This is a genomic window from Okeania sp. SIO2F5 (genome assembly GCF_010692685.1).
GTDB lineage: Bacteria > Cyanobacteriota > Cyanobacteriia > Cyanobacteriales > Microcoleaceae > Okeania > Okeania hirsuta.
The window spans coordinates 225,376-248,198 of sequence record NZ_JAAHGU010000003.1 but is presented as its reverse complement, the minus strand read 5'-3'; the positions used below and the strand labels follow the sequence as shown (position 1 = coordinate 248,198).

The window sequence follows — 22,823 nt, the reverse complement described above, 5'->3', positions numbered from 1 at the left end:
ATTTTGAATTTTGAATTCAAAAAATGGTCAATTATTCATATTTTTATTTCTTCTCCACTCCCCACACTCCCCACACTCCTCACATTTCCCCTACTCATCTTCAATTACTTTATTTCTATCAAGTATTAATAAGTTTCTCAACTGGTCTGTATCTAGTTCAGTTAACCATTGTTCACCTGCACCTACAGCTTGCTCTGCTAATTCTTTTTTACTTTCAATTAGATCGTGTATTTTCTCTTCTAAAGTTCCAGTACAGACAAATTTATGTACCTGAACATTCCGAGTTTGACCAATTCTAAATACCCTATCTGTAGCCTGATTTTCTACTGCGGGATTCCACCATCTATCAAAATGAAAAACATGATTAGCGCGAGTCAAATTTAAACCTGTTCCTCCAACCACTAAAGTGGAACAACAAAGTCACAAATTTGATTTTTGCTTATGAAAATTTGTTTTTGAACGAATTTATTTGAAAATTAAGGAGTTTATTTTCATGCAACGAGTCATGAAAAAGGCGATTGCTACGACGATGTCCTTAACGCTTTGGTTTGTAGGGATTTTGCCTTGGCTACCTGCATCTGCTGCATTTGCCCAAACAACTCAACTTCCTAACATTTTGGTGATTATGGGAGATGATATTGGTTGGACAAATCTCAGCGCCTACGAAAAAGGCATTGTTGGTTACGACACCCCTAATATTGACAGCATTGCCAAGGATGGTGTGCTGTTCACGGACTACTACGCCGAACAAAGCTGCACCGCTGGTCGGGCGGCGTTTATCACCGGGCAAAGCGCCCTGCGTACTGGTCTGCTGAGAGTGGGTTTCCCCGGCGCACCCTTCGGCCTCCAACACGAAGATCCCACCCTGGCCGAAATGCTGAAGCCTCTAGGCTACACGACTGGTCAGTTTGGTAAAAACCACTTGGGCGATGTAAACAAGTTTCTACCCACAGTCCATGGCTTTGATAAATTCTTTGGTAATCTCTACCACTTGAATGCAGAAGAGGAACCGGAAAACGTCGACTATCCAGGGGGACCCGATGGTCTATTTGCAGAAAACGTTGGACCGCGCGGCGTGCTAGATTGCAAAGCATCACCAGATGTTTATTATAAAGATGATGCGATTTTCGACGAAAAAGGAAATTCACTTCCTGAAGTGGACACAGATGGAAATCCACTTCCCGATCTGGAAAATTCCAGGAAAATAGCTCTCAGACGCTTTGGTGAATTGGGCAATCAGTACTGCGAAGACACTGGAGCGCTAACTATTGAGCGGATGAAAACGATTGATGATAAATTCCTTGAGCGCACCAAGGAATTCATCACCACTGCCGTCAACAACAACCAACCTTTCTTAACCTGGTTTAACTCCACCCGGATGCACCACAATACTCACCTGAAAGATGAGGTTAAGGGAATCAGTGGCCAAAATTTCTACGGTGATGGCATGGTAGAGCATGATGGTCATGTAGGCGAGTTACTCAACCGGCTCGATGAGCTCGGTATTAAAGAGAATACGATTGTTGTATATACCACCGATAATGGTCCCCATTATAATATGTGGCCTGATGGTGGTATAAGTCCTTTCCGAGCTGAAAAGAACACTAACTGGGAAGGTGGCTATCGTGTTCCTGCTTTGGTAAGCTGGCCTGGTCATATCCCTGCAGGAGTAGTTTCCCACGAGATTTTCTCTCACTTGGATTGGGTGCCGACGCTGATGGCAGCGGTAGGTGAAGCGTTAGGTGAAGAGAAGTACGCGGATTACAAAACAACCCTAATGCAGGATTGCCTTGAAGAGAGCACCAGCAATCTCTGCGGTACTTATCTAGATGGTTATAACCAACTGCCTTATCTAGAAACTGCAGGTGAACCAGGTTCCAAGGGGGCGCGTCCAGGCTTCATCTACTTCAATGATGAAGGAAAAATGCCAGGTGTTCGCCTTGACGACTGGAAATTGGTTTTTATGGAACAGCGATCCCACTATTTCGACCTCTGGCGCGAGCCGTTTGTGAAACTGCGGATTCCCAAGATATTTAACTTGCGCCGAGATCCTTACGAGCGGGCTGATACTGATTCAAACAGCTATAACGACTGGTGGTTCCGCCGACAGTACTTAATCACACCAGCTATCGGACTGGTGCAGAAGTACCTGCAGACATTTGAAAAGTATCCGCCCAGTCAGGGTCTTGTCACCAGCAATCCTGATGAGATTGTTCAAGACATCATCGATTCAATTGAAGTGACTCCCATTGAGTAATCAATTCCAATTTCAGATTTTTGATTTTGGTTTTTGCCTTGCAACTAGCTAACAAGTGAGTTTATGGTTTACCCGAAAAGGCGATCGCGCTTTGTGGTGAACTATCCAAACTCAAGCTAATAGTTAGATCTGGATCGATACAGTTCAGTTAAGCCTAAAAATCAACAATAATGTAGGTTGGGTTGAGGGACGTTAGCGGAGCTTATCCGTAGGATAAACCCAACAAAGTCCTGATATCATGTCTCATTAAATAACTGTAATATCTTTCCTCAACCTAGTAGGGACACCCTTATGCAACGTCCCTAGACTGGGGTTAATTAATGTTACTTGATATGACAATGTTGGGTTTCACTATCGCTCAACCCAACCTACAATTCTCTTGAACTTACGCAGAATTACCATATCTAGTAGGGGCGAATGCCATTCGCCCTCTGCGAATAGCGTATTCTCAAGACTTTGCGTAAGTCCTGATTAAATGCAACAAAAAGAAAATACCATCTAATAATTAAGGAATTTTTTGTTTCGTGAAACGAGTTATAAAAATGGGAATCGCGATCGCGACCTCCCTTCTACTATTCCTTTCGGGGATGCTGCCCTGGTTCCCGACCGATCCTGCTTTTGCTAATCAAAACTTTAATTTTGAGCTGCCCAAGGAAAAAATGGGGCTTTCAAGTGACTTAATGATGAAGGCTTTAGACTCCTTTCAACAGACGTTGCCCCAGAAGACTAGCCTACCTAGCATTTCAGGTGACACAATGGAGGGGGCTGTAAATGCCTCTGAAGAGACGTTGCCCCAAGAGACCACCAGCCCACCTAACATTCTGGTCATTATGACTGACGATGTGGGTTGGTTTAACCTCAGTGCCTACAATGATGGCATGATGGGCTACCGTACCCCAAATATCGATAGCATTGCTGAAGGGGGCATTCGCTTTACCGATGCTTATGCAGAAAATAGCTGTACTGCTGGACGGGCAGCATTCATCACGGGTCAAAGCCCTGGACGTACTGGTTTGACCAAAGTAGGTCTCCCAGGGTCTGGTTTGGGACTCAGCACGGAAGATATTACCCTGGCTGAAATTTTGAAAGAACAGGGCTATGCTACAGGCCAATTTGGCAAAAACCACCTCGGCGATCGCGATGAGTTTCTTCCCACCAATCATGGCTTTGAAGAGTTTTATGGCAATCTCTATCACCTCAACTCTGAGGAAGAGCCAGAAAACGCTGATTATCCAGGCGGACCAGACGGTGACTACGTTAAAAAGTATGGTCCCAAGGGCGTTCTGCATTCTTATGATACGAGGGTGGAAGGATCGCCTCAGACAGTGGCAGAAGCTAAGGAACTTCATGATTCTCTAGTTCCAGAGCATCCCTGTATTTATGATGAATCACTTCCACGTTATAAGAAACAAGTTTCTTATGTTGTAGATGAAGATGCTCCTAAAAGTAAAATTCTAACAAAAGGCCCCGTAGGTCACCAAGTGATTTGCAACACAGGAGCACTGAGTAGTGCTCGGATGCCTACGGTGGATGAGGAGTTTCAAGGTGCAGCCGTAGCCTTTATGGAAAAGGCAGTCGATAATAACAAGCCCTTCTTCGTCTGGTTGAACCCCAGCCGGATGCACGTATATACCCATTTGAAGCCTGAGTCGGAAGGCGTCACCGGTCAAGGACTCTTTGCTGATGGTATGGTAGAAAACGATGCTATGGTGGGCGAGCTGCTCGACGAACTTGATGAGTTGGGTGTTGCAGACAACACGATCGTTATCTACACCGCAGATAATGGAGCACAATTCTATAAGTGGCCTGATGGTGGGACTATTCCATTCCATGGGGAAAAGAACACCAACTGGGAAGGTGGTTTCCGGGTTCCCTTCTTGGTGCGCTGGCCTGCCCGTTGGAAAGGTGGTGTCGTGTCCAACGATATCATTTCGATGACGGATTGGTTACCAACTCTAGCTTCGGCAACTGGAATTGAAGAACTTCAAGATGTTAAGACTCAATTGCTCAACCCTTGTCTTGAAGAAGAGGCTCCAACAGACGGTACCTGCGATGGCGCTGAACTCCCCGTGGTTTATGAAGCCAACGATCGGGATTTCCATCCGCTGCACCTAGATGGGTATAACTTCTTAGCTCGCCTAGATTACCTTGACAGGATCAACCCCTCTAAATTAGAAAAATTACGACGTAAAAACCCAGCAATTGCTGAGTTGCCAGTAGAAGCACCCCGTCACGAGATGTTCTATCTCACGGATGATGCTTATCCCTCAGCTTTGCGCTATGATGATTGGAAACTGATCTTTAGTGAGCAACGGGAAAAAGGTGCTAAGGTCTGGTCTGAGCCTTTTATTAAATTGAGGATTCCTATTGTCCTTAACCTGCGTCGCGATCCTTTTGAGCGTGCGCCAGGAGAATCATCGTACTATGACATTTGGAAGACGAATCATGCGTTCGTCATTCCACCAAGCCAATATTACGTTGGCAAATTCCTGGACACGTTTCGGGACTATCCTCCCCGTCAGGTTCCGGCTTCCTTTACCATTGATGGGCAATTGCAAGAGCTGTTAGACGATCTTGAGAATATGAATCTTGAGGACTAAACTAAGTCTATTAGCTGATTACACTAAGGTGTACACATAAGTAGAATTTAGGAGGATCTTTTGAAGACTATTGTTGAAAATAGATCCTCCTATTTCTCTTAATTTAAATTCGACGATGAATTTTTCCAACATTGCTCATAATATAATCTGCTTAAAAAGTCGCAATGAGTTGGGTATAGTAATTATCCAGATTTGATGGCGTTTTTGTGGAATGGGCATCTTGCCCGTTCCTGATATTTTCGGACAGGCAGGATGCCTATCCCACCTAATATTCATCCCTTAATTCAGCAACGCCTTATCCGGATTTGATATCACCTGATACCCAATTAAATTAATACGTTGTATTATCGAAGTCTCAATCATTTTATGAAAACTTTTTGGCATAAATCACTTATTATCTTTTTCCTAACAATATCCCTTATTTTCCCTTTCTCCACACCAGCACAAGCATCCTCTACAAATAATAGTTGTCCAGAGGGAATGGTATTTATTCCTGGAGGAACTTTTACAATGGGATCGGATAGTCATTACCCATCAGAAATTTCTGCAAGTGACGTCACCGTAGATAGTTTTTGCATCGATCGCCACGAAATCACCAACGCTGAATTCCGCAAATTTATCAAAGCTACAGGCTATAAAACCATTGCCGAACGCCCCCTCTCAAAAGAACAATTCCCCAATCTAACCGACGACCAACGACAACCTGGTTCCCTCGTATTTCAACCCCCCTCTGAAGGTATCCAACAAGTTGCTTACTTAAGTTGGTGGCATTGGACAGTGGGTGCTAATTGGCAACATCCCTACGGTCCAGATAGCAATATCAGAGGGAAAGATAATTATCCTGTGGTTCACATCGCTTATGAGGATGCAGTTGCTTATGCCAATTGGGCGGGTAAATCTCTCCCCACAGAAGCTCAATGGGAATATGCAGGGCGGGGTGGTCTTCAAGAGCAAGAATTCACTTGGGGAAATCAATATTCTGCCAAGAAAGCCAATACTTGGCAAGGGATGTTTCCCTTTTTCAATACCAAAGAAGATAACTATTTAGGAACTGCACCTGTAGAATCTTTTCCCCCCAACGGTTACGGACTTTATGAAATGACCGGAAACGTTTGGGAACTCACCTCAGATTGGTATCAAGTCGGACATTCTGGCAAAGACCATAGTTTAAACCCCGTCGGACCTGACAAAACCGCCAGTTTCGATCCCATCAAACCCCAGGAGGGAGCATTGCACGTGATTAAAGGTGGATCTTACCTGTGTGCTAAAAATTATTGTAGTCGCTATAGACCTGCTGCCAGAGAGTCTCAAGCTCCTGATACGGGAACCACTCATATTGGTTTTCGTTTAGTAGTCTCATAGTGGACTGACACACCTTAAATGGTGCATTATATCATGTCCGGAAATCAGTTATAAATAAAATTAAGGACTGACAATACCGACAGTACCAAATAAATACTGAAATTATCTTGACTTTTCTCCAATATTTCCTCTTTTTCCCCTTTCTTCCCTCCTGACTCGGTCCTCCTGACTCCTGAGGACTCACAATACTTATAAAAAAACTTTCTCCTTCTTCTCCTGTTGTTCTTCTTCCTTCCCTCTTTTCTCCTGACTCGGTCCTCCTGACTCCTGAGGACTCCGCAGTTATTTATTTATCACTGTTTAACCGGACATGATATTAGATGGGGGGATGGAGAGATGGGTGAGAATCGTCACCCAAAACCTGCCCAACTTAACGAAACCTAACGACAGTTAGCGTATTTGTGTTTTATCATTTTCTTTGTGGGTTTAATACCCCACCGTCAACGGTCGTGTTCACGCATTACTTGGGGGAGCGTAGACGCGGAGCGGCCCTTCGTTGACTATCCCCATGTAATTTTCCTCCTGTCTCCTGTCTCCTGTCTCCTGTCTCCTTCTTCAAATCATGTCCGGATAATTAGTGATAAAAAAACTTTCTCCTTCTTCTGTGTTCTTTCTACCCTCCTGTCTCCTGTCTCCTGTCTCCTGACTCCTTAGTCGTTTATTTATAACTGTTCAACCGGACATGATATTACAGTTTGCTATTCCCTGTTCCCTGTTCCCTATTCCCTGGCGCGTAGCGCTATAGTGAGAAAATATATAGATGTCTAATATTGAGAAAGAGTCAGGATGCAAACTAAAGAAAAACTTATCCTACCAAAAATGGGCTGTGGTACATGGGCATGGGGCAACCGCCTCCTGTGGGGATATGATGAAAGTATGGATAATGAGTTGCAAAATGTCTTCAATCTTTGTGTTGCTAATGGTGTGACTTTATTTGATACAGGAGACTCCTACGGTACAGGCAAATTAAACGGACGCAGTGAAATGCTATTGGGGCAGTTTTCCCAAGCATATACGGGGGCAAATCAAGAGAATATTTGCATTGCCACAAAACTTGCTGCTTATCCCTGGCGCTGGGGTCGTCAAGCAATGATTTCTGCTGGCGAAGCATCGGCCCAACGCCTCGGAAAAAATGTCGATTTGGTGCAGATGCACTGGTCTACAGCAAATTATTTACCCTGGCAAGAATGGGGACTTTTAGATGGTTTGGCTGACTTATACGAACAAGGTAAGGTAAAAGGTGTGGGACTATCGAACTATGGGCCCAAACGGTTAATGAAAGTGTATGAAAGATTTCGCGATCGCCATATTCCGATAAATACTCTACAGGTTCAATATTCTCTATTATCAACCTATCCTGTGACGGAATTAGGAGTTAAAGAAATCTGTGATGAATTGGGAATTAAATTAATTGCATATAGTCCTTTAGCATTAGGAATATTAACAGGAAAATATTCAGAAAACGGTTCTGTTCCTCAAGGTGTTCGAGGTTTTTTGTTTAAGCAAATATTACCAGGAGTTCGCCCTCTATTATCATGTTTGGAAGCAGTGGCAAAGTCAAGAAATAAAACTATGTCGCAAGTAGCAATTAACTGGTGTATTTGTAAAGGTACAATTCCTATTCCGGGGGCAAAAAATCTAGCACAGGCAGAACAAAATATTGGTGCATTAGGTTGGGAATTAGATTCTGGTGAAGTTGCGGAACTGGATAATGCTGCGGCGAGTACAGATAAGAAAATGGTACAAAATATTTTTCAGACTAATTGATATAGCAGAAGGAAGAAGGAAGAGGGAAGAAGGAAGAAGGGAAGAAAAAGTTTGTGATTGGAAATATAATTTTTTTGGGTTATAGCAATAGTCCTCTTGATTTATGATGTATAAGTCTGTAATAATTAAATTATAGTTAGGGCAAGGTTAAGTTAAACGCTAATATAAATAACACTTGCTAATCTCGTTTTTACAATAGTTAATAACCACCTCAATATTGGGGTGGTTATTTGAGTTGTTTTACTAACTCCACCTTTATGGTTAAAAAGTGCAATTTTTAGAACCATTTTTCTCAACCTAACCTGACACAATAAACTGTAAAATATGCACAAATAAACTAATAACTAAAAACCCCAAAGTAGCAATAACAATAACAAATAAAATTAAACCGCCCAACAGCAAAAAAACAAACCCGCGATCAGCACTTTTACTAACTTTAGGAGACTCTAAATGAGCCTCCAAAATATCCATATTTTTAGAATTTGCCTTCCAAGCAACATCAAACAAATCTCCAAAAACAGGCACAATTCCTGCCAAAGAATCAAATACAATATTAGACGCCATTCGCATCAGAGTTTCCCGTGGCAAACCCATCATTGCTGCTGAAAATACAATATAAACAGAAATAAGTCCTCCTAAAAAATCACCACCCCCAGGAATCAATCCTAGAAGTGGGTCAATACCAACGCCATAAGAAGTACCAGGAACGCGAACAGCATTATCAAGTAAATCGCTAATTTTACGCAGTTGTCTAACCTTAGCTGCTTGAGGGCGATCGCCAGAGGTAGTGGGAGATGGTTTTGCCATTGGAAGTTATGTGAGTAAAATTCAATAAATGTGTAAGTTCAGTAGGGTGTCACATCACCCACACCCTACTGAACTTACACTTTATGCTTAAAGACTACAGCGTTGCTGATTTGAGGTACGATATCATGTCCGGATTCAGAGGGGGAGCATACTCCTCATTTACTTCTTCTTTCTTCCCTCCTGACTCCTGACTCCTGACTCCTGACTCCTTCAGCAACGCTGAGACTACTTACTTTTTAGTTTCAGTAAAGTCAGCATCAATTACATCATCTCCACCAGCAGAACTTGAGGAAGACTCAGCAGCACCATCACCATTAGGAGGAGTTGCTCCATCAGGAGAACCTTGTTGATAAATATTGCTGCTCACAGTATACAGAGCTTGTTGCAACTCAGTAGTTAGAGACTGAATACGTTCGTCATCTTCTTGAGAAATAGCATCACGCAAATCTTTAACCAACCCTTCAATCTTAGTCTTATCAGCTTCAGGAACTTTATCTCCCAACTCCTGAATTTGCTTCTCAGCTTGATATGCTAAAGAGTCTGCTTGGTTTTTACGGTCAATTTTTTCACGACGTTCTTGGTCAGCAGCAGCATTAGCTTCTGCTTCTTTCACCATCCGCTCAACTTCAGTATCTGGTAGAGTGGAAGCACCTGTAATACTAATAGACTGTTCCTTACCAGTACCTTTATCCTTCGCAGCTACATTCAGAATGCCGTTAGCGTCAATATCAAAGGTAACTTCGATTTGAGGTACGCCACGAGGTGCTGCGGGGATACCATCTAGACGGAAAGTTCCTAAACTCTTGTTGTCGTTAGACATTTCCCGTTCGCCCTGTAGTACATGGATTTCTACATTTGTTTGACCATCTACAGCAGTTGAGAACACTTCTGACTTTTTCGTAGGGATAGTAGTGTTACGAGGAATAATTTTGGTCATTACGCCACCCAAGGTTTCTACACCTAGAGATAGAGGAGTAACATCTAACAAGAGAATGTCTTTAACTTCACCCGCTAATACACCTGCTTGAATTGCAGCACCAACAGCTACCACTTCATCAGGGTTAACACTTTGGTTTGGATCTTTGCCGAGGACTTTCTTAACAATATCATGGACTGCGGGAATCCGAGTAGAACCACCAACTAATACCACTTCATCAATAGAACTTTTATCTAACTTAGCATCTCTAATTGCGTTTTCTACAGGAATGCGACAGCGGTCGATCAGGTCAGCACAGAGTTCTTCAAATTTACCTCTAGTTAAGGTGGTATCTAAGTGCTTAGGTCCATCTTGGGTAGCGGTAATAAATGGCAGGTTAATCTCTGTCTGAGTAACGCTAGAAAGTTCAATCTTAGCTTTTTCTGCTGCTTCTGTTAAACGTTGCAGTGCTTGCTTATCTTTCCGCAGGTCTATTCCTTCTGCTTTTTCAAATTCCTTAGCGAGGAAATCAACAATTTTCTTATCAAAGTCGTCACCACCAAGGTGTGTATCGCCGGAAGTAGCTAATACTTCAAATACACCATCACCTACTTCTAGAATGGAAACGTCAAATGTACCACCACCAAGGTCAAATACTAAGATAGTTTCGTTACTTTTCTTATCTAACCCATAAGCTAAAGAAGCTGCTGTCGGTTCGTTGATGATCCGCAATACTTCTACACCAGCGATTCTACCTGCATCTTTGGTTGCCTGTCTTTGGGAGTCGTTGAAATAAGCTGGTACGGTAATTACTGCCTGTGTTACTGTTTCATTCAGATATTTACTAGCATCCTCTACCAGTTTACGAAGAACCTGGGCTGAAATTTCTTCGGGGGCAAATTGTTTTTCTAATGCTGGGCAATCTAATTTAACGTTACCATTAACATTTAGTACTTTATAGGAAACTTCTGTAGTTTCATTGGTTACTTCATCAAATCTACGCCCGATGAACCGCTTTACTGAGTAAAAGGTGTTTTGGGTATTCATCACCGCTTGACGTTTGGCGATTTGCCCTACCAGTTGCTCTTCTTTTTTACCATAGGCAACTACAGAAGGGGTTGTACGGAAACCTTCTGCATTAGCAATTACTGTGGGTTTACCACCTTCCATAACTGCAACACAGGAGTTTGTTGTACCTAAGTCAATTCCGACTACTTTTGCCATAAGATTTTTTTTGCTCCAAATTACTACAAAAATTTTTACTTTTTGTCAACCCTAGTTTTTAAGATTGACTTAAGGACTAATATTTAAGCCTTCTGGATTTAGTCCAGGGCCTGTCCATTTTTTATACAGTCTTTAAGATTAAGTTACTTATATCTATACTGCGATTATTTAGACGATTCCATGAAGGCGTGTTTACCGAACATCAAGGAATATTGGACTTTGAGGAACTTTTATAATTTTCCTCCTTTACTCTTTCTAATTTACGCTCCTTGGACGATCGCCGCCATTGTGGCAAACCGTAAGTTATGTGTTGTGTTTGCCGTCTAGCGATCGCCTTTTTGATAGTTAGGGTTTGCGCTTCACTAGTCTTTTAGTAGGGGTAGGAGACAGGAGACAGGAGACAGGAGACAGGAGGAACGGGGAATTATAGAGGAGGTAGTCGGAAAAATTATCCCTTGATTTTTCTGCCATAATCATCCCAAAATACTAGAATGCATGAGCTTCTTCCGCTGAAAAGCTGGTACTTTTTTAGACCAAAAATGTGCTCAACCAATATCAGTCAATGCTTTGATATTTAATCAGCAAGCCCTAGTTATAGCTATTAGACATCTCCAGAAAAGAGGGAGTAGGGAGTAGGGAGTAGGGGGAAAGAATTGATAATTTATGTAGAATAATTGATTTTATTTTTTATTATTGGAGATGTCTATTAGACATCTTCACCAAAAGAGAGAGTAGGGGAAAGAATTAATGAATAAGGGTGCAATAATTGATATGGTTAGGAAACCCATCCATCCCTCGACCACTTTTTTCCCCTTGAAAGAGTCGGCAGAGTAAGCTGAATTATTTAATTAATAATTATTAATTATTCGATAAACTAAAAGCAATAGCTGATAGCTGAATGCTTACTTAATATTTAATCACAGTTGCTCCCCAAGAAAACCCAGCAGCGCTACTGGCTAAAACTACTAAATTACCAGGCTTTATTTTCTCTGATTCTATAGTTTTAGCCAAACCAAATAAAGTATCTGTTGCTCCTAAATGACCGCTTTCTTTTAAAGAGATAAATGTATTTTTTTCGCTTAATTTCAGAGAATTAAAAATTGATGATAATAAACTTTTTTTTAATTTGATTAGTAAATAAAAAATCTATTTTTTCTATGGAATATCCACTTTTTTGTAATGCAGCTATTATAACTTTTTTATAATTTTTTAAATAAATTTCCGATAAAATTTCGTCTAATTTTTCACGGTCTTCTACTTTGACATAATTAAGTTTTAAGTCTATATTTTCATCTTTTACAGGTAATTTAGTACCGCCCAAAGGTACTCGCACAAAATCAGCTAATTTCCCATCAGTCATGCCATGATAGGAGAGAATTTTGTTACTATACTCTCCTTTTTTTAGCAGCGCCGCCGCGGCGCCGTCGGCGTAAAAAAGTAGGGAGTTTGTATTTTTATCCGAGTAATTAACCAACTGGGATAATTTATCGCTACAAACAACTAAAGCATAATTTAAGCTCGAATCTGCCAACAACATATTCCGGCAAATATGAATGCCTAAATTGCCACTGTTGCAAAAATTTCTAACTTCAAAAGCATGAGCATTTTCAGCACCAATAATACCTTGTATTTTAGCTGCGGGAGACCAAAATCTGTAATCGTAATCTCCCACACCACAATAAGCAATTAAATCTATTTCTTCTGGTTGAATTTGGGCTTTATTTATAGCCGATATTGCTGCTTTAATTCCCATATCGCTAGGATGTTCGTCTTCCGCAGCAATTGATTTTTTTTCCATGCCTATTTTTTCTGTCAAAACCCACAGGGGGATGTCTGCTAGTTTAACGATCACTTCGCTAGTCATAACTCCTGAAGGAATATAATAACCAATTGTTGCAATACCAACTGTTTCATTATTTTTTTTGTTTTCAATCATACAGTTTTTACTCTTTAGTCAAACATTTCACTATAATTAGGGTTTGCGCTTCACTAGTCTTTTAGTAGGGGTAGGAGACAGGAGACAGGAGAAAAGGGTCGGGAGCGAGGAGCTAGGAGTAAGAATTGTAAGAATGATTTTTCTGCCCAACTATGCGCCTAATATACACTCCTTTTCGAGTGTAAAGAGCTGAAAAATTTGCACTGCAATTCGACCTCAAAAAGGCACTTGTCTTTATATGTCAATGCTTTTAGATTTAATCAGCAATCCCTAATTAGATATCTTCAAAAAAGAGGGAGTAGGGAAGCCCTTATGCAACGTCGGTACAGAGTAGGCAGTAGGGGGAAATAATTGATAATTTATGTACGATAATTGATTTTTTATTTGATTTTTGGAGATGTCTATTAGAAATCTCCTTTAAAGCCTTTTAATCACACTTATTATTCGTAACATTATTTTTTCAAAAAAGTATTATAGTCTAATACGGTTCACAATAATACCAAAACTCATAACGTATGGAAGCATGATTGGTATCTCTTCATAATTACAGAACTGCAAAAAAATCCCTCTTCCTTCTTCCCTCTTCCTTCTTCCTTCTTCATAACAATTGATTAATTTAGTGACTCATCCTCAGAATTTATAGAATTTATTTCTGTAGGAAGAGTTAAAGTCACGATGCTGAAAAGATTAAGACTGCGATAACCATCAGATATTATATCTGCATATTCTTTAGAATAAAAAGGGCCGCTATTATAAGCAAATCCTTCTCCTACTTCATATCTTGTTAATTCTGGTAGTGAAGTACTCACTACTTGAATCTGCCGTTCGTTTTGTGGCGCTACTATTACATGATATCTAGCAGCATTTGACTCTTGACTCATATATTCAGAAAGTAAGCCGTCTAATTCTCCCATAATGAGCCTTTCTTTTTCAGAAACTTCTTCATCAATATTCACCAGAGCATTGATAATATCTTTTAATTCTGATACTTGTTTCTGTGGTGGAGAAGTTGCCAAATAATCATTTACATCCTGACGTAAATTTATCAAATTTACAGAAGCATCTGCTATTCTATTTGCCGTTAAATTATCCCAGGAAAAATTAATATTCCAATGGTCGGTAAATGATTGAATAAATTGTTTCTCTCTGGGGTCAATTACTTCATCAATCATAGCTACCTGACTTAAAATATTGATGATTTTTTTAGCTCCCGAAGGTTTTAAAAATGACTTAGCTTAATCTCCAGCCGCTTTCGTTTCAAAATTGAGAGCTTCTTTTATTAAAGTCCAGAAGCCTTTTTTTCTTTCTCCTGGTACCCATAATGACATCCCTACAAGAATATAGAAAAATGCCAAACCATTAAATAATATGTTGTCTATAAAACTTACATATTCTTTAGTGAAAAGAGAGTTAATTGCAAAAATAGTTCCAATAGTAAAAGAAAGTAGATTGCCAGTAACAGATTGACTTTCTGCAACTACACGCTCATGTTTTCTTTTCCAGATTGGATTCATTGTTAAGTAGACTTCTGCAAGAGAAAATCCTATGGATAAAAAAGCTAATACAGATATTACTTTCTGAAAAATTTCCATTATACTGCTCCAAAATGTAATAACAATTTATAAATTTACAACCAGAGAATACATAACATACAAATCACGACATGGTTGATATTTGCTTGTTCTATAGCTGCTATGAGGGTAGGCACAGACAAGTTATAGATAAAATTAATTTACCACAATTTCCAGAATCAATATAATATAATTAATTATCTTAAAAATTATCTGTAATTAACTATGACCAAAAAACTTTGGTCTCAAGTCTCGCCCTTTTAAGGGGATAAAAAAGCGGTCGAGAGATGGCGAGGTCTCCTCGCCATATCTAATCGACCAAGAGAAGAGAATATTCCAGATTTCAAGCCTCCTTAATTGCAGAGGTACTGATAACTGATAACTGATAACTGAAATGACTATTCTATCTCCTGAATTAAAACAAAAATTAGCTACTCCACTCAAAATTGGCAACTTTGAAGTTAAAAGTCGCGTGCTTCAATCACCATTATCAGGAGTAACAGACTTAGTATTCCGCCGTCTAGTACGTCGTCATGCTCCAGAGTCAATGATGTACACTGAAATGGTAAATGCTACAGGGTTACATTATGTGAAAGAATTACCTCAAATAATGGAGGTTGATAATAATGAGCGACCAATTAGTATTCAATTATTTGATTGTCGCCCTGACTTCTTAGCAGAAGCAGCAGAAATGGCTGTAAAAGAAGGAGCGGATACTGTTGATATTAATATGGGTTGTCCTGTTAATAAAATCACCAAAAATGGCGGTGGTTCTTCATTATTAAGACAGCCAGAATTAGCTGGAGAAATTGTTAATAAAGTCGTAAAAGCCGTACCTGTTCCTGTTACTGTAAAAACAAGAATTGGTTGGAATAATCAAGAAATTAATATCCTTGAATTTGCTAAAAGAATGGAAGATGCTGGTGCTCAAATGTTAACTTTACATGGTCGGACTCGTGCCCAAGGATATAATGGGCCAGCAAGATGGGAATGGATTGGTAAAGTTAAGGAAATACTTTCTATTCCAGTTATTGCTAATGGGGATATTTTTTCTGTCGATGCTGCAATACGTTGTTTGGAGGAAACTGGTGCTGATGGGGTAATGTGTTCTCGTGGTACTTTGGGTTATCCTTTTTTGGTGGGAGAAATTGATTATTTCTTGAAAAATGGTGTGGAAAAAGTAGCGCCTACTGCAGTAGAAAAAATGGAATGTGCCAAAGACCATTTACGGGCACTATGGGAATATAAGGGCGATCGCGGTATTCGTCAAGCTCGCAAACACATGACTTGGTATGCTAAGGGTTTTCCTGGAGCGGGGGAGTTGCGGGGTCAATTGGCAAAAGTGGAAACAGTGGAACAAGGTTGTGATTTGATTGACAAGGTAATTGAAAATTTACAGTAAAGCAGGGAACAGGGAACAGGGAACAGGGAACAGGGAACATTAGGAGGTAGTAATGGTAGAGAGTGTGTGTGGGAAGGGTGGGGAGTGTGGGAAGAAATAAAAAAATATATATCCTCACCATTACCATACAGGACTACCAACTAGGAAAACCATTTCTTTGTTTAAGGTTCATCAGCATTCTATGTCAAACACCAATTTGTTCCTTGTGATCAAAGGAAGGAGGTTAACATTCCTATGTTTCAGCTATTCCATAATTCCTAAGAGTAATAGACATCTCCAATAATAAAAAATCAAATCAATTATCACATATAAATGGCTTTGTTGCACAAAAGATGATGTTTAGGGTAAAAATAAAGAAGTCAAGATGGTACACGAAACTACACTCAGCAGATATAAGTAAGAGTAAGTCTAAATCCAACTCCAAGTCCTTGTATCGACTCAAAAACTGGTCTGAGTATGATGCCTCCTTAAAGCAGCGAGGGAGTCTCACTTTTTGGCTGACTCCAGAGGCCATGGAGCAGTACGCATCCTTAAAACTTTAACCTTTAGCGATCGCCTAATTTATGAAAAATACAGCTCATACAGTTACTTTTATGTTACATTATCAATATTTATGTAATATGTAAAGATGCCAGCGCTCATTGCTATACAACTACCGGGTCAATATTAATACCACCGACGGCACGCAAACCATTTAGAGCATTAATAACATTGTTTAAAAATCGTTCATCTTTAGGCTTTTCTATTATTGCAGCAATATTTTTGCGCTTTTCAGGAATGACTCCTATATTACCCAGTAGTAATTGACAAATCAGATTTCCTTCTAAATAAAGAACATTATCCTGAGCAAAATAGATATCCGATGCTGTAACTGCATTGGGATTTGTTACCAGATAGTCACAAGCGGTTGCTAACAGATTGGTACTGGGAGTAGCGTCTCCCGCAAAACCACCAATTTCTGCTCTAACTCCTGTAGGAATAATACTAACTGCTACAAACGGCTTATTAGAAACTCGCTGACGAATATTAATGTCTAGTAATGATGACCAAACTGGCTTTCTGTCTGTATCGATAAAGCTTGATTCAAAGGTGAGGATATCTCCTTCAACTTTCGTTAAAATTAAGCGAATGGGAATGCCTGGTAAGGGAAATTGCCCAATTTATTGGGCAATTTCCCTCCAGGTGCGCTGTTGTGGAGGACATTGAATTTCAAAGTCTTTGGTATATACTTGAGACATTAACTAAACGTTTTAAGATTAACTTGAAGCAACATAAATAATTATAATCTAAAGTCAACTAAATAATTACAAGTTGAGGAAAAATTTCTTGATGCTCCTGCAACCAACAAAAAAAAGTTGTAATATCATGTCCGCTTGAATACTTACATGAAAACTGCTATAAATTGGAATTTGTCTTCCCAATACCCAATCTCAGCTTTTAGCGGATTGGGTTTGTTGAACGATTGTCATATTCAATCGCCCAGGGAATAGAGATAGCGATAAAAGTCAGAGTGCTGGAGAGACTAGAGACAATATTGGCATTAGTGATTTTTGCGTAACCGCTGAATAATTCGGGGTAAATCGTTCAATGACAAGCCTCAAATGGAGTAAAATCCTTCTCGAATAGGTAGTCCGCCCCCATTTATTGAGCGGTTAAATTTTTGCTATGATTTTTTTTTGGGAAATTGGGTTTGTATTAGATACCACTAAGGTATTGGCATCTGTCTCCAACAAACCCGGTTTCTTGTAACACCAGAGTGATTATTTCATAGTTTGATTCACCAACACCACAACATTTACCTTTGGAAAACGTAAAACTTATTGGATTGATCAACCCCTAGAGACTTAAACCCGACTTCAGTAAATGAATTAATCATTTCTATTTCATCGAAAACGACCAATTTTACAGATTGACGTGAAAGTATTTTTTCCTCATTGGAAAATGTATACCACTTTGTCATATAGTCACCTGAATAGTTGATTTCTTGAGAGTAAGTAATATCTTCTGATATTGCTTTTGAATAGTTCTTGTGTTCTCCCTGAATTGAAATAATTAGTAATCCATCGTCTTCTAAGAGATTGTAGAGTTTACGCAGTAGGCTAAGATGATCTAACTTATCATCGCAGTAACTATATAATCGATACTCTTGATTATCTTGGTGTGAAATACAGATAGTACCACCACTAGAAATGATAGATTGGAAGGACTCATTTTCTGGATAGTCTCTAATGTCTAAATTTAATAACTTGACATTGTAATCTGACAACCTACGCCGAGCTTTGACAAGCATTTCTTCAGAAAAGTCTACTCCTGTGATCTCGTAATTCTGAACTTGCAGCATTTGTTCAGTAAGTAAACCAGTTCCGATACCCACATCTAAGATTTTTGTTCTGCTTCCTAAGATAAGTGCCAATGAGTTAACAAAAGCTTGATGATCGTAATAACCTGCTTGCATCAATAAATCATAAAATTGAGCAAGTTCTATGTATTCATTCTGCTTTCTAATAGTAGCTGAAGAAGCTTGATCTATATTCGACATATTTTTGTTAGTTCCTATTCAGTAAATTGTACGTTGTGGTAGCGATAGTCTGGAAGTTCCAGATTCGAGGGGAGTAGTGGAATCGATAGGATAAGGGGTTCGTCACCCAGATATACAACTGCCTGAGAATACATGGTGTCGTTGTTAGGTGCGCCACCAAGCAAGTTGGTGGGATGAATCCTTCAGTTTCCGGAGGTAGATAAATTGGTTGACCGTACCCTCATTCAATATTAGGTGATGCTTGTAAGCTCTTGGCATATAGCTCTTGATTGATTGCATTTGAACTGGTAAGTCATGACAAAAAGTTTTTGATAATTTAGAATCAAAATTAACCCAAGATAGCAGACAATCAGGATATTTTCAATATTTATTAATATTTGTCTAACTTTGTTCAATTATTCGGCTTCAGTAGTTAGCCCCAAGAAAAGGCATAGATAAATGCCTGCACTCCGAGGGTATATGCGTATTCTTCTTCCTAATCAAAATCGGATTTTCTATTTACAAAAGGCATGGGGATAACCTCATAACAAAAGACGATCTATTGAAAAACATCAGTAATACCAATTTAATAAATGTTTGCTACAAATAGCTAGGGTACTTTTTAGGAGTCAGGAGTCAGGAGTCAGAATGAATTGCTTCAATACCATTTTTTAAGCCGTAAATCATCTTTTTTCTCAAAAGGACATCTCCTGTAAAATATTTTTATCGCCCTTACTATTCGTAACATTCTTTTTTCAAATTGGTATAAAACCTTGTGAAAAAGGCCAATACAAATTCAAGCTATGTCCCAAACCACAATCTAAAGTAGCCTTGGGATGAGCTTGTGTTATTGGGTAATTCAAAGACCTTAAGGTTAGTTTAGCGGTAAGCTATCTCTGTGAATAATCAAAAATTATAACTTTCTCAGCTATAGAAATTAAATAATTTATTTTCAAAACATATTAGTTTTAATTATTAAGTCACTTATTGCCAAAGATATTATCAGTAAATGTTCCTTGATTCTAAACTTTTGATAGATGGATTAATGACCAAAAAATAAGGTCTCAAGGCTTCCCTTTTAAGGGGATCAAAAAATAAACTTCAGTATTTCAAGGTTCTGATTTCAGCCGGAAGTACTGATAACTGATAACTGAAATGACTATTACTTATACATTTTGGGGAAAAGGTGGTACGGGTCGAACTACTATCGCATTTGCCACTGCTAAACGATACGCTAGCCAAGGTAAATGAGTCTTATATCATGTCCGGTTAAACAGTGATAAATAAATAACTACGGAGTCCTCAGGAGTCAGTCCTCAGGAGTCAGGAGGAAAGAGGTAATAAAGAAGAACAACAGGAGAAGAAGGAGAAAGTTTTTTTATAACTAATTATCCGGACATGATATTATTTGTAGGACAAGAACCTGCTTCGACATTATGAATTTTCCTGATGGTTATAACTCTATTATTGGCGAGCAAGGAGTGAAACTATCAGGAGGACAAAGACAAAGAATAGCGATCGCCCGAGTTTTGCTAAAAAATCCAAATTGTCATTTTAGATGAAGCAACTTCAGCTTTAGATTCTGAGTCAGAAAAATTAATTCAAGAGTCTGTAAAGAATCTTTTTCAAGGACGTACTAGCTTGGTTATTGCTCATCGACTTTCAACTATTTGTCATGTAGATTTAATTGGCAAACTTACTTTTAAACTACCGTATGTAGGAGCAAATGGCCATTCGCCCTGACTACTAGAAACAACCGTGCGTATTTGTAGCAAACATTTATCAAATTGGTATAAGAGGATAAAGTGAAAGATAAAAAAATTGAAAATACAAGAGAAATATTATCAGAAACAGAGCAAGATTTTATTAAAAAATCTCAATATATAAAGCCTAAAGTTAGCAAAAATAATAACTTCCGCTCTGTATCAAATATGTTGAGTAAAAAATTTCAATCTCCCTTACAAGCACCAAAAGTTGACAATCCAAACAAACAGGAAAAAATAGATAATATCTCTCAAGGTAGTAGCGGAAAAAACAACAGAAAAAGCACAAAGTTGGTTGTAGAAAAAATTGCCAGAACAGTTAATATAAAAAATATCAAAGAAATTTTAGGTCGTCGTAAATTTTGGTTAGGATTAGGTGGTGTCGGAATAGGTAGTATGATCATTTATGGTGGAATAACTTGGCTGAAATTAAAGCAAAGTTTACCAGATATTGCCGATATTTCTTCCTATAGTAGAGACGGCACTTTAACAATAAAAGCCGCCGATGGTAAAATTATCCAACAAACAGGACCTGCTACCAGAGAAAAAATTAAATTAGAAGATATTCCTGCTCCCTTAGTTCAAGCTTTTATTGCTATTGAAGATAGACGCTTTTATCAACATACAGGAGTTGATTATCAGGGAGTTATTCGAGCACTTGTTTCCAACTTAATTGCCAGAGATGTTGTGCAGGGAGGTAGTAGTATCACACAACAGTTAGCACGGATGGTTTTCCTAGATATGGAACAAACTATCTGGCGTAAACTCCGAGAAGCAATGCTAGCTTGGAAAATGGAGCGGGAGTTATCCAAAGAAGAAATTCTAGAATTATATCTGAATATAGTCTATCTCGGTTCTGGTGCTTATGGAGTGACTGATGCTGCCTGGGTCTACTTTAGTAAACCAGTTTCGGGACTAAGTTTAGCAGAAATGGCAACTTTAGCAGGTTTGCCACCAGCACCCAGTGAATATTCACCCTTAGTAAGTCCAGAAGCAGCTAAAAATCGTCGAAATATCGTGTTGGGGGTAATGCAAGAAGCAGGTTTGATTTCTCAACAGAGAGCTGAGATAGCGATCGCTAAACCAATAGAAGTACAACCCAGTGCGCCAAAACGTCTGATAGTTGAAGCTCCCTATTTTGCTAACTATATTCAGAAGGAGTTACCGAAATATGTTTCTCAAGAAGTCATAGAAGCAGGTGGTTTGACAATAGAAACTACATTGGATCGCAATTGGCAAGAAATAGGGGAACAGGTAATTCAAGATGCTGTTGATATTGATGGTGCTCGCCAAAGATTCGATCAAGCAGCATTAGTCGCTATTGATGCTACCACTGGAGAAGTTAAAGCGTTGGTAGGAGGTAGAGATTTTGCCGAGAGTGAATTTAACCGCGCTATTCAAGCACAACGTCAACCAGGTTCGACTTTTAAAAGTTTCGTTTACGCCGCTGCAGTTGCTGCTGGTTTTCCTCCCACTGATGGTTATCGAGATGTACCATTTACAGTAGATGGTTATAAGCCAAAAAATTATGGTAAAAAGTATGGTGGATGGCGATCGATGATTGATTCTTTGGCTTATTCTGTGAATGTGGTAGCGGTACAGGTATTGATGGATGTGGGATTTGAACCTGTGATGAAGTTAGCTGAGGATATGGGAATTAAATCTGAGGTCAAGGCTACATATTCTATGGCGTTGGGTACTTGGGAAGTAAATTTATTAGAGTTAACAAATGCTTATGCTACTTTGGCGGCAGAGGGTAAGTTTATTGGTGCTCACGGAATTAAAAGAATAATTAATCAAAATGGTCAAGTTGTTTATGAAGCTTATGCTCAACCAAAGCAGGTTTTAGACCGCGGCAGTGCTGCAATAGTTACCTGGATGTTAGAAAATGTAGTTAAATATGGTAGTGGTACGAATGCTTATTTGTACGACCGACCTGTAGCAGGCAAAACGGGTACAACTGAGGATGCACGAGACTTATGGTTTATTGGTTATATTCCCCAAGTGGCAACTGGAATATGGTTAGGGAATGATGATAATAAACCAACCTGGGGTGTCAGTAGTACAGCAGCTTTTAATTGGCGACAGTTTATGAAACAGGTAGTTGAGGATATACCTGTTAAAGATTTTCCTGACAAACCCAGTTTTTACGACCGCGAACCTACTATTGAAGCTAGACCTGTGGAACCAAAATGGATGAGGTACGGGAAGATTGGGCCTGATGGTAGGGATGTGAATGAGAAGAATGATTAGGCGTTGGTGAATGCGTAATGCTTTTGTCTCAAATATCTATGAAAAGACTATAATTGTACCGTTCATCAATATTTAAGGGCATTACCTAATCACCAACCCCAATGATTACGATAGAAATTATTAGATATCTTCAATAAAAGCGTAAGAGTTTTTTCTTCTGTAGTAGCGATCGTGAAGCGTTGGGTCAACAATATCGCCTTTCCGCAACTCTGTCGTTCAAAATTTCCCAAGCTTATCAATTGCCCTGACTTTATTTTTAAGTCTTCAGGATTACTGAGGGTTAAGTTTATTTTCAAACTCCTGGGAATGTCTCTACTTTATTTACAAAAATTAACTATATAAAGATTCAGTAAAGATTCTGATTTGCTATTGCTTTATGGGGGTGATTAGTACTACTTATTATTGTAAGTAAACAAAAGTTAGGGGTCACCCCATTTTTTAGGAAAC

The 22,823-nt window shown here is 39.3% G+C and carries 17 protein-coding genes and 2 pseudogenes; 8 read left to right on the top strand and 11 right to left on the bottom strand.

Annotated elements, in window-relative coordinates; all coding sequences use genetic code 11:
- Positions 1-90: 90 nt before the first annotated feature.
- Positions 91-408, bottom strand: a pseudogene (locus F6K27_RS02175) (helicase-related protein); the annotation flags it as partial.
- 61 nt (positions 409-469) lie between these two features.
- On the opposite strand from F6K27_RS02175, the gene F6K27_RS02170 reads away from it, so the two are divergent.
- The 4 genes from F6K27_RS02170 (at position 470) to F6K27_RS02155 (ending at position 7,986) form a co-directional block, all read left to right on the top strand.
- A complete protein-coding gene (locus tag F6K27_RS02170) occupies positions 470-2,257 on the top strand; it encodes an arylsulfatase (RefSeq protein ID WP_287274724.1) in 1,788 nt (595 codons plus the stop codon).
- 542 nt (positions 2,258-2,799) lie between these two features.
- A complete protein-coding gene (locus F6K27_RS02165) occupies positions 2,800-4,857 on the top strand; it encodes an arylsulfatase (protein ID WP_287274723.1) in 2,058 nt (685 codons plus the stop codon).
- 480 nt (positions 4,858-5,337) lie between these two features.
- Positions 5,338-6,219: a formylglycine-generating enzyme family protein gene (locus tag F6K27_RS02160; RefSeq protein ID WP_287274733.1), complete on the top strand. Its 882-nt coding sequence runs from the start codon at positions 5,338-5,340 to the stop codon at positions 6,217-6,219.
- A gap of 786 nt (positions 6,220-7,005) precedes the next feature.
- Positions 7,006-7,986 (top strand): aldo/keto reductase, encoded by a 981-nt coding sequence (locus F6K27_RS02155; RefSeq protein WP_287274721.1) that lies wholly within the window; start codon positions 7,006-7,008, stop codon positions 7,984-7,986.
- Positions 7,987-8,283: 297 nt separating this feature from the next.
- Here the strand turns inward: F6K27_RS02155 and F6K27_RS02150 are convergent, their stop codons facing one another.
- The 6 genes from F6K27_RS02150 to F6K27_RS02125 form a co-directional block, all read right to left on the bottom strand.
- Positions 8,284-8,793, bottom strand: a complete 510-nt coding sequence (locus F6K27_RS02150) for a DUF4112 domain-containing protein (protein ID WP_287240094.1) — start codon at positions 8,791-8,793, stop codon at positions 8,284-8,286.
- Between the two features lie 229 nt (positions 8,794-9,022).
- Complete coding sequence (gene dnaK / locus F6K27_RS02145; protein ID WP_287274719.1) at positions 9,023-10,933, bottom strand: molecular chaperone DnaK; 1,911 nt, start codon at positions 10,931-10,933, stop codon at positions 9,023-9,025.
- 906 nt (positions 10,934-11,839) lie between these two features.
- Positions 11,840-12,022, bottom strand: coding sequence for a 3-oxoacyl-[acyl-carrier-protein] synthase III C-terminal domain-containing protein (locus F6K27_RS02140; RefSeq protein WP_287274731.1), 183 nt, complete (start codon positions 12,020-12,022; stop codon positions 11,840-11,842).
- Positions 12,023-12,026: 4 nt separating this feature from the next.
- Positions 12,027-12,869, bottom strand: a complete 843-nt coding sequence (locus tag F6K27_RS02135) for a hypothetical protein (protein ID WP_287274717.1) — start codon at positions 12,867-12,869, stop codon at positions 12,027-12,029.
- A 611-nt stretch (positions 12,870-13,480) separates the two neighbouring features.
- Positions 13,481-14,041: a hypothetical protein gene (locus F6K27_RS02130; protein WP_287274715.1), complete on the bottom strand. Its 561-nt coding sequence runs from the start codon at positions 14,039-14,041 to the stop codon at positions 13,481-13,483.
- A gap of 63 nt (positions 14,042-14,104) precedes the next feature.
- Positions 14,105-14,461, bottom strand: coding sequence for a hypothetical protein (locus F6K27_RS02125; RefSeq protein ID WP_287274713.1), 357 nt, complete (start codon positions 14,459-14,461; stop codon positions 14,105-14,107).
- Between the two features lie 373 nt (positions 14,462-14,834).
- Here F6K27_RS02125 and dusB point away from each other — a divergent pair, with 373 nt between their 5' ends.
- Positions 14,835-15,842 carry a tRNA dihydrouridine synthase DusB gene (gene dusB, locus F6K27_RS02120; protein ID WP_287274711.1) on the top strand — a complete coding sequence of 336 codons (1,008 nt, stop codon included), beginning with the start codon at positions 14,835-14,837 and terminating at the stop codon, positions 15,840-15,842.
- Positions 15,843-16,335: 493 nt separating this feature from the next.
- The gene (locus F6K27_RS02115) at positions 16,336-16,461 is read left to right on the top strand and encodes a hypothetical protein (protein ID WP_287284006.1); all 126 of its coding nucleotides are present in this window, start codon (positions 16,336-16,338) and stop codon (positions 16,459-16,461) included.
- A 25-nt stretch (positions 16,462-16,486) separates the two neighbouring features.
- On the opposite strand, the gene F6K27_RS33455 is transcribed toward F6K27_RS02115, so the two are convergent.
- The 3 genes from F6K27_RS33455 to F6K27_RS33450 all read right to left on the bottom strand — a co-directional run bounded on the left by F6K27_RS33455 (position 16,487) and on the right by F6K27_RS33450 (position 18,545).
- Positions 16,487-16,822, bottom strand: coding sequence for a DUF3326 domain-containing protein (locus F6K27_RS33455; RefSeq protein ID WP_353735919.1), 336 nt, complete (start codon positions 16,820-16,822; stop codon positions 16,487-16,489).
- 815 nt (positions 16,823-17,637) lie between these two features.
- Positions 17,638-18,381 (bottom strand): bifunctional 2-polyprenyl-6-hydroxyphenol methylase/3-demethylubiquinol 3-O-methyltransferase UbiG, encoded by a 744-nt coding sequence (locus tag F6K27_RS02110; protein WP_287275312.1) that lies wholly within the window; start codon positions 18,379-18,381, stop codon positions 17,638-17,640.
- Between the two features lie 14 nt (positions 18,382-18,395).
- Positions 18,396-18,545 (bottom strand): DUF1254 domain-containing protein, encoded by a 150-nt coding sequence (locus F6K27_RS33450; protein ID WP_124145758.1) that lies wholly within the window; start codon positions 18,543-18,545, stop codon positions 18,396-18,398.
- Positions 18,546-19,793: 1,248 nt separating this feature from the next.
- Between F6K27_RS33450 and F6K27_RS02105 the strand changes: the two are divergent.
- Positions 19,794-20,049: pseudogene (locus tag F6K27_RS02105) on the top strand (ATP-binding cassette domain-containing protein); the annotation flags it as partial.
- Positions 20,050-20,519: 470 nt separating this feature from the next.
- The gene (locus F6K27_RS02100) at positions 20,520-22,376 is read left to right on the top strand and encodes a transglycosylase domain-containing protein (RefSeq protein ID WP_287275433.1); all 1,857 of its coding nucleotides are present in this window, start codon (positions 20,520-20,522) and stop codon (positions 22,374-22,376) included.
- Between the two features lie 89 nt (positions 22,377-22,465).
- Here the strand turns inward: F6K27_RS02100 and F6K27_RS02095 are convergent, their stop codons facing one another.
- Positions 22,466-22,672 carry a hypothetical protein gene (locus F6K27_RS02095; protein WP_287275314.1) on the bottom strand — a complete coding sequence of 69 codons (207 nt, stop codon included), beginning with the start codon at positions 22,670-22,672 and terminating at the stop codon, positions 22,466-22,468.
- Between the last annotated feature and the right edge of the window lie 151 nt (positions 22,673-22,823).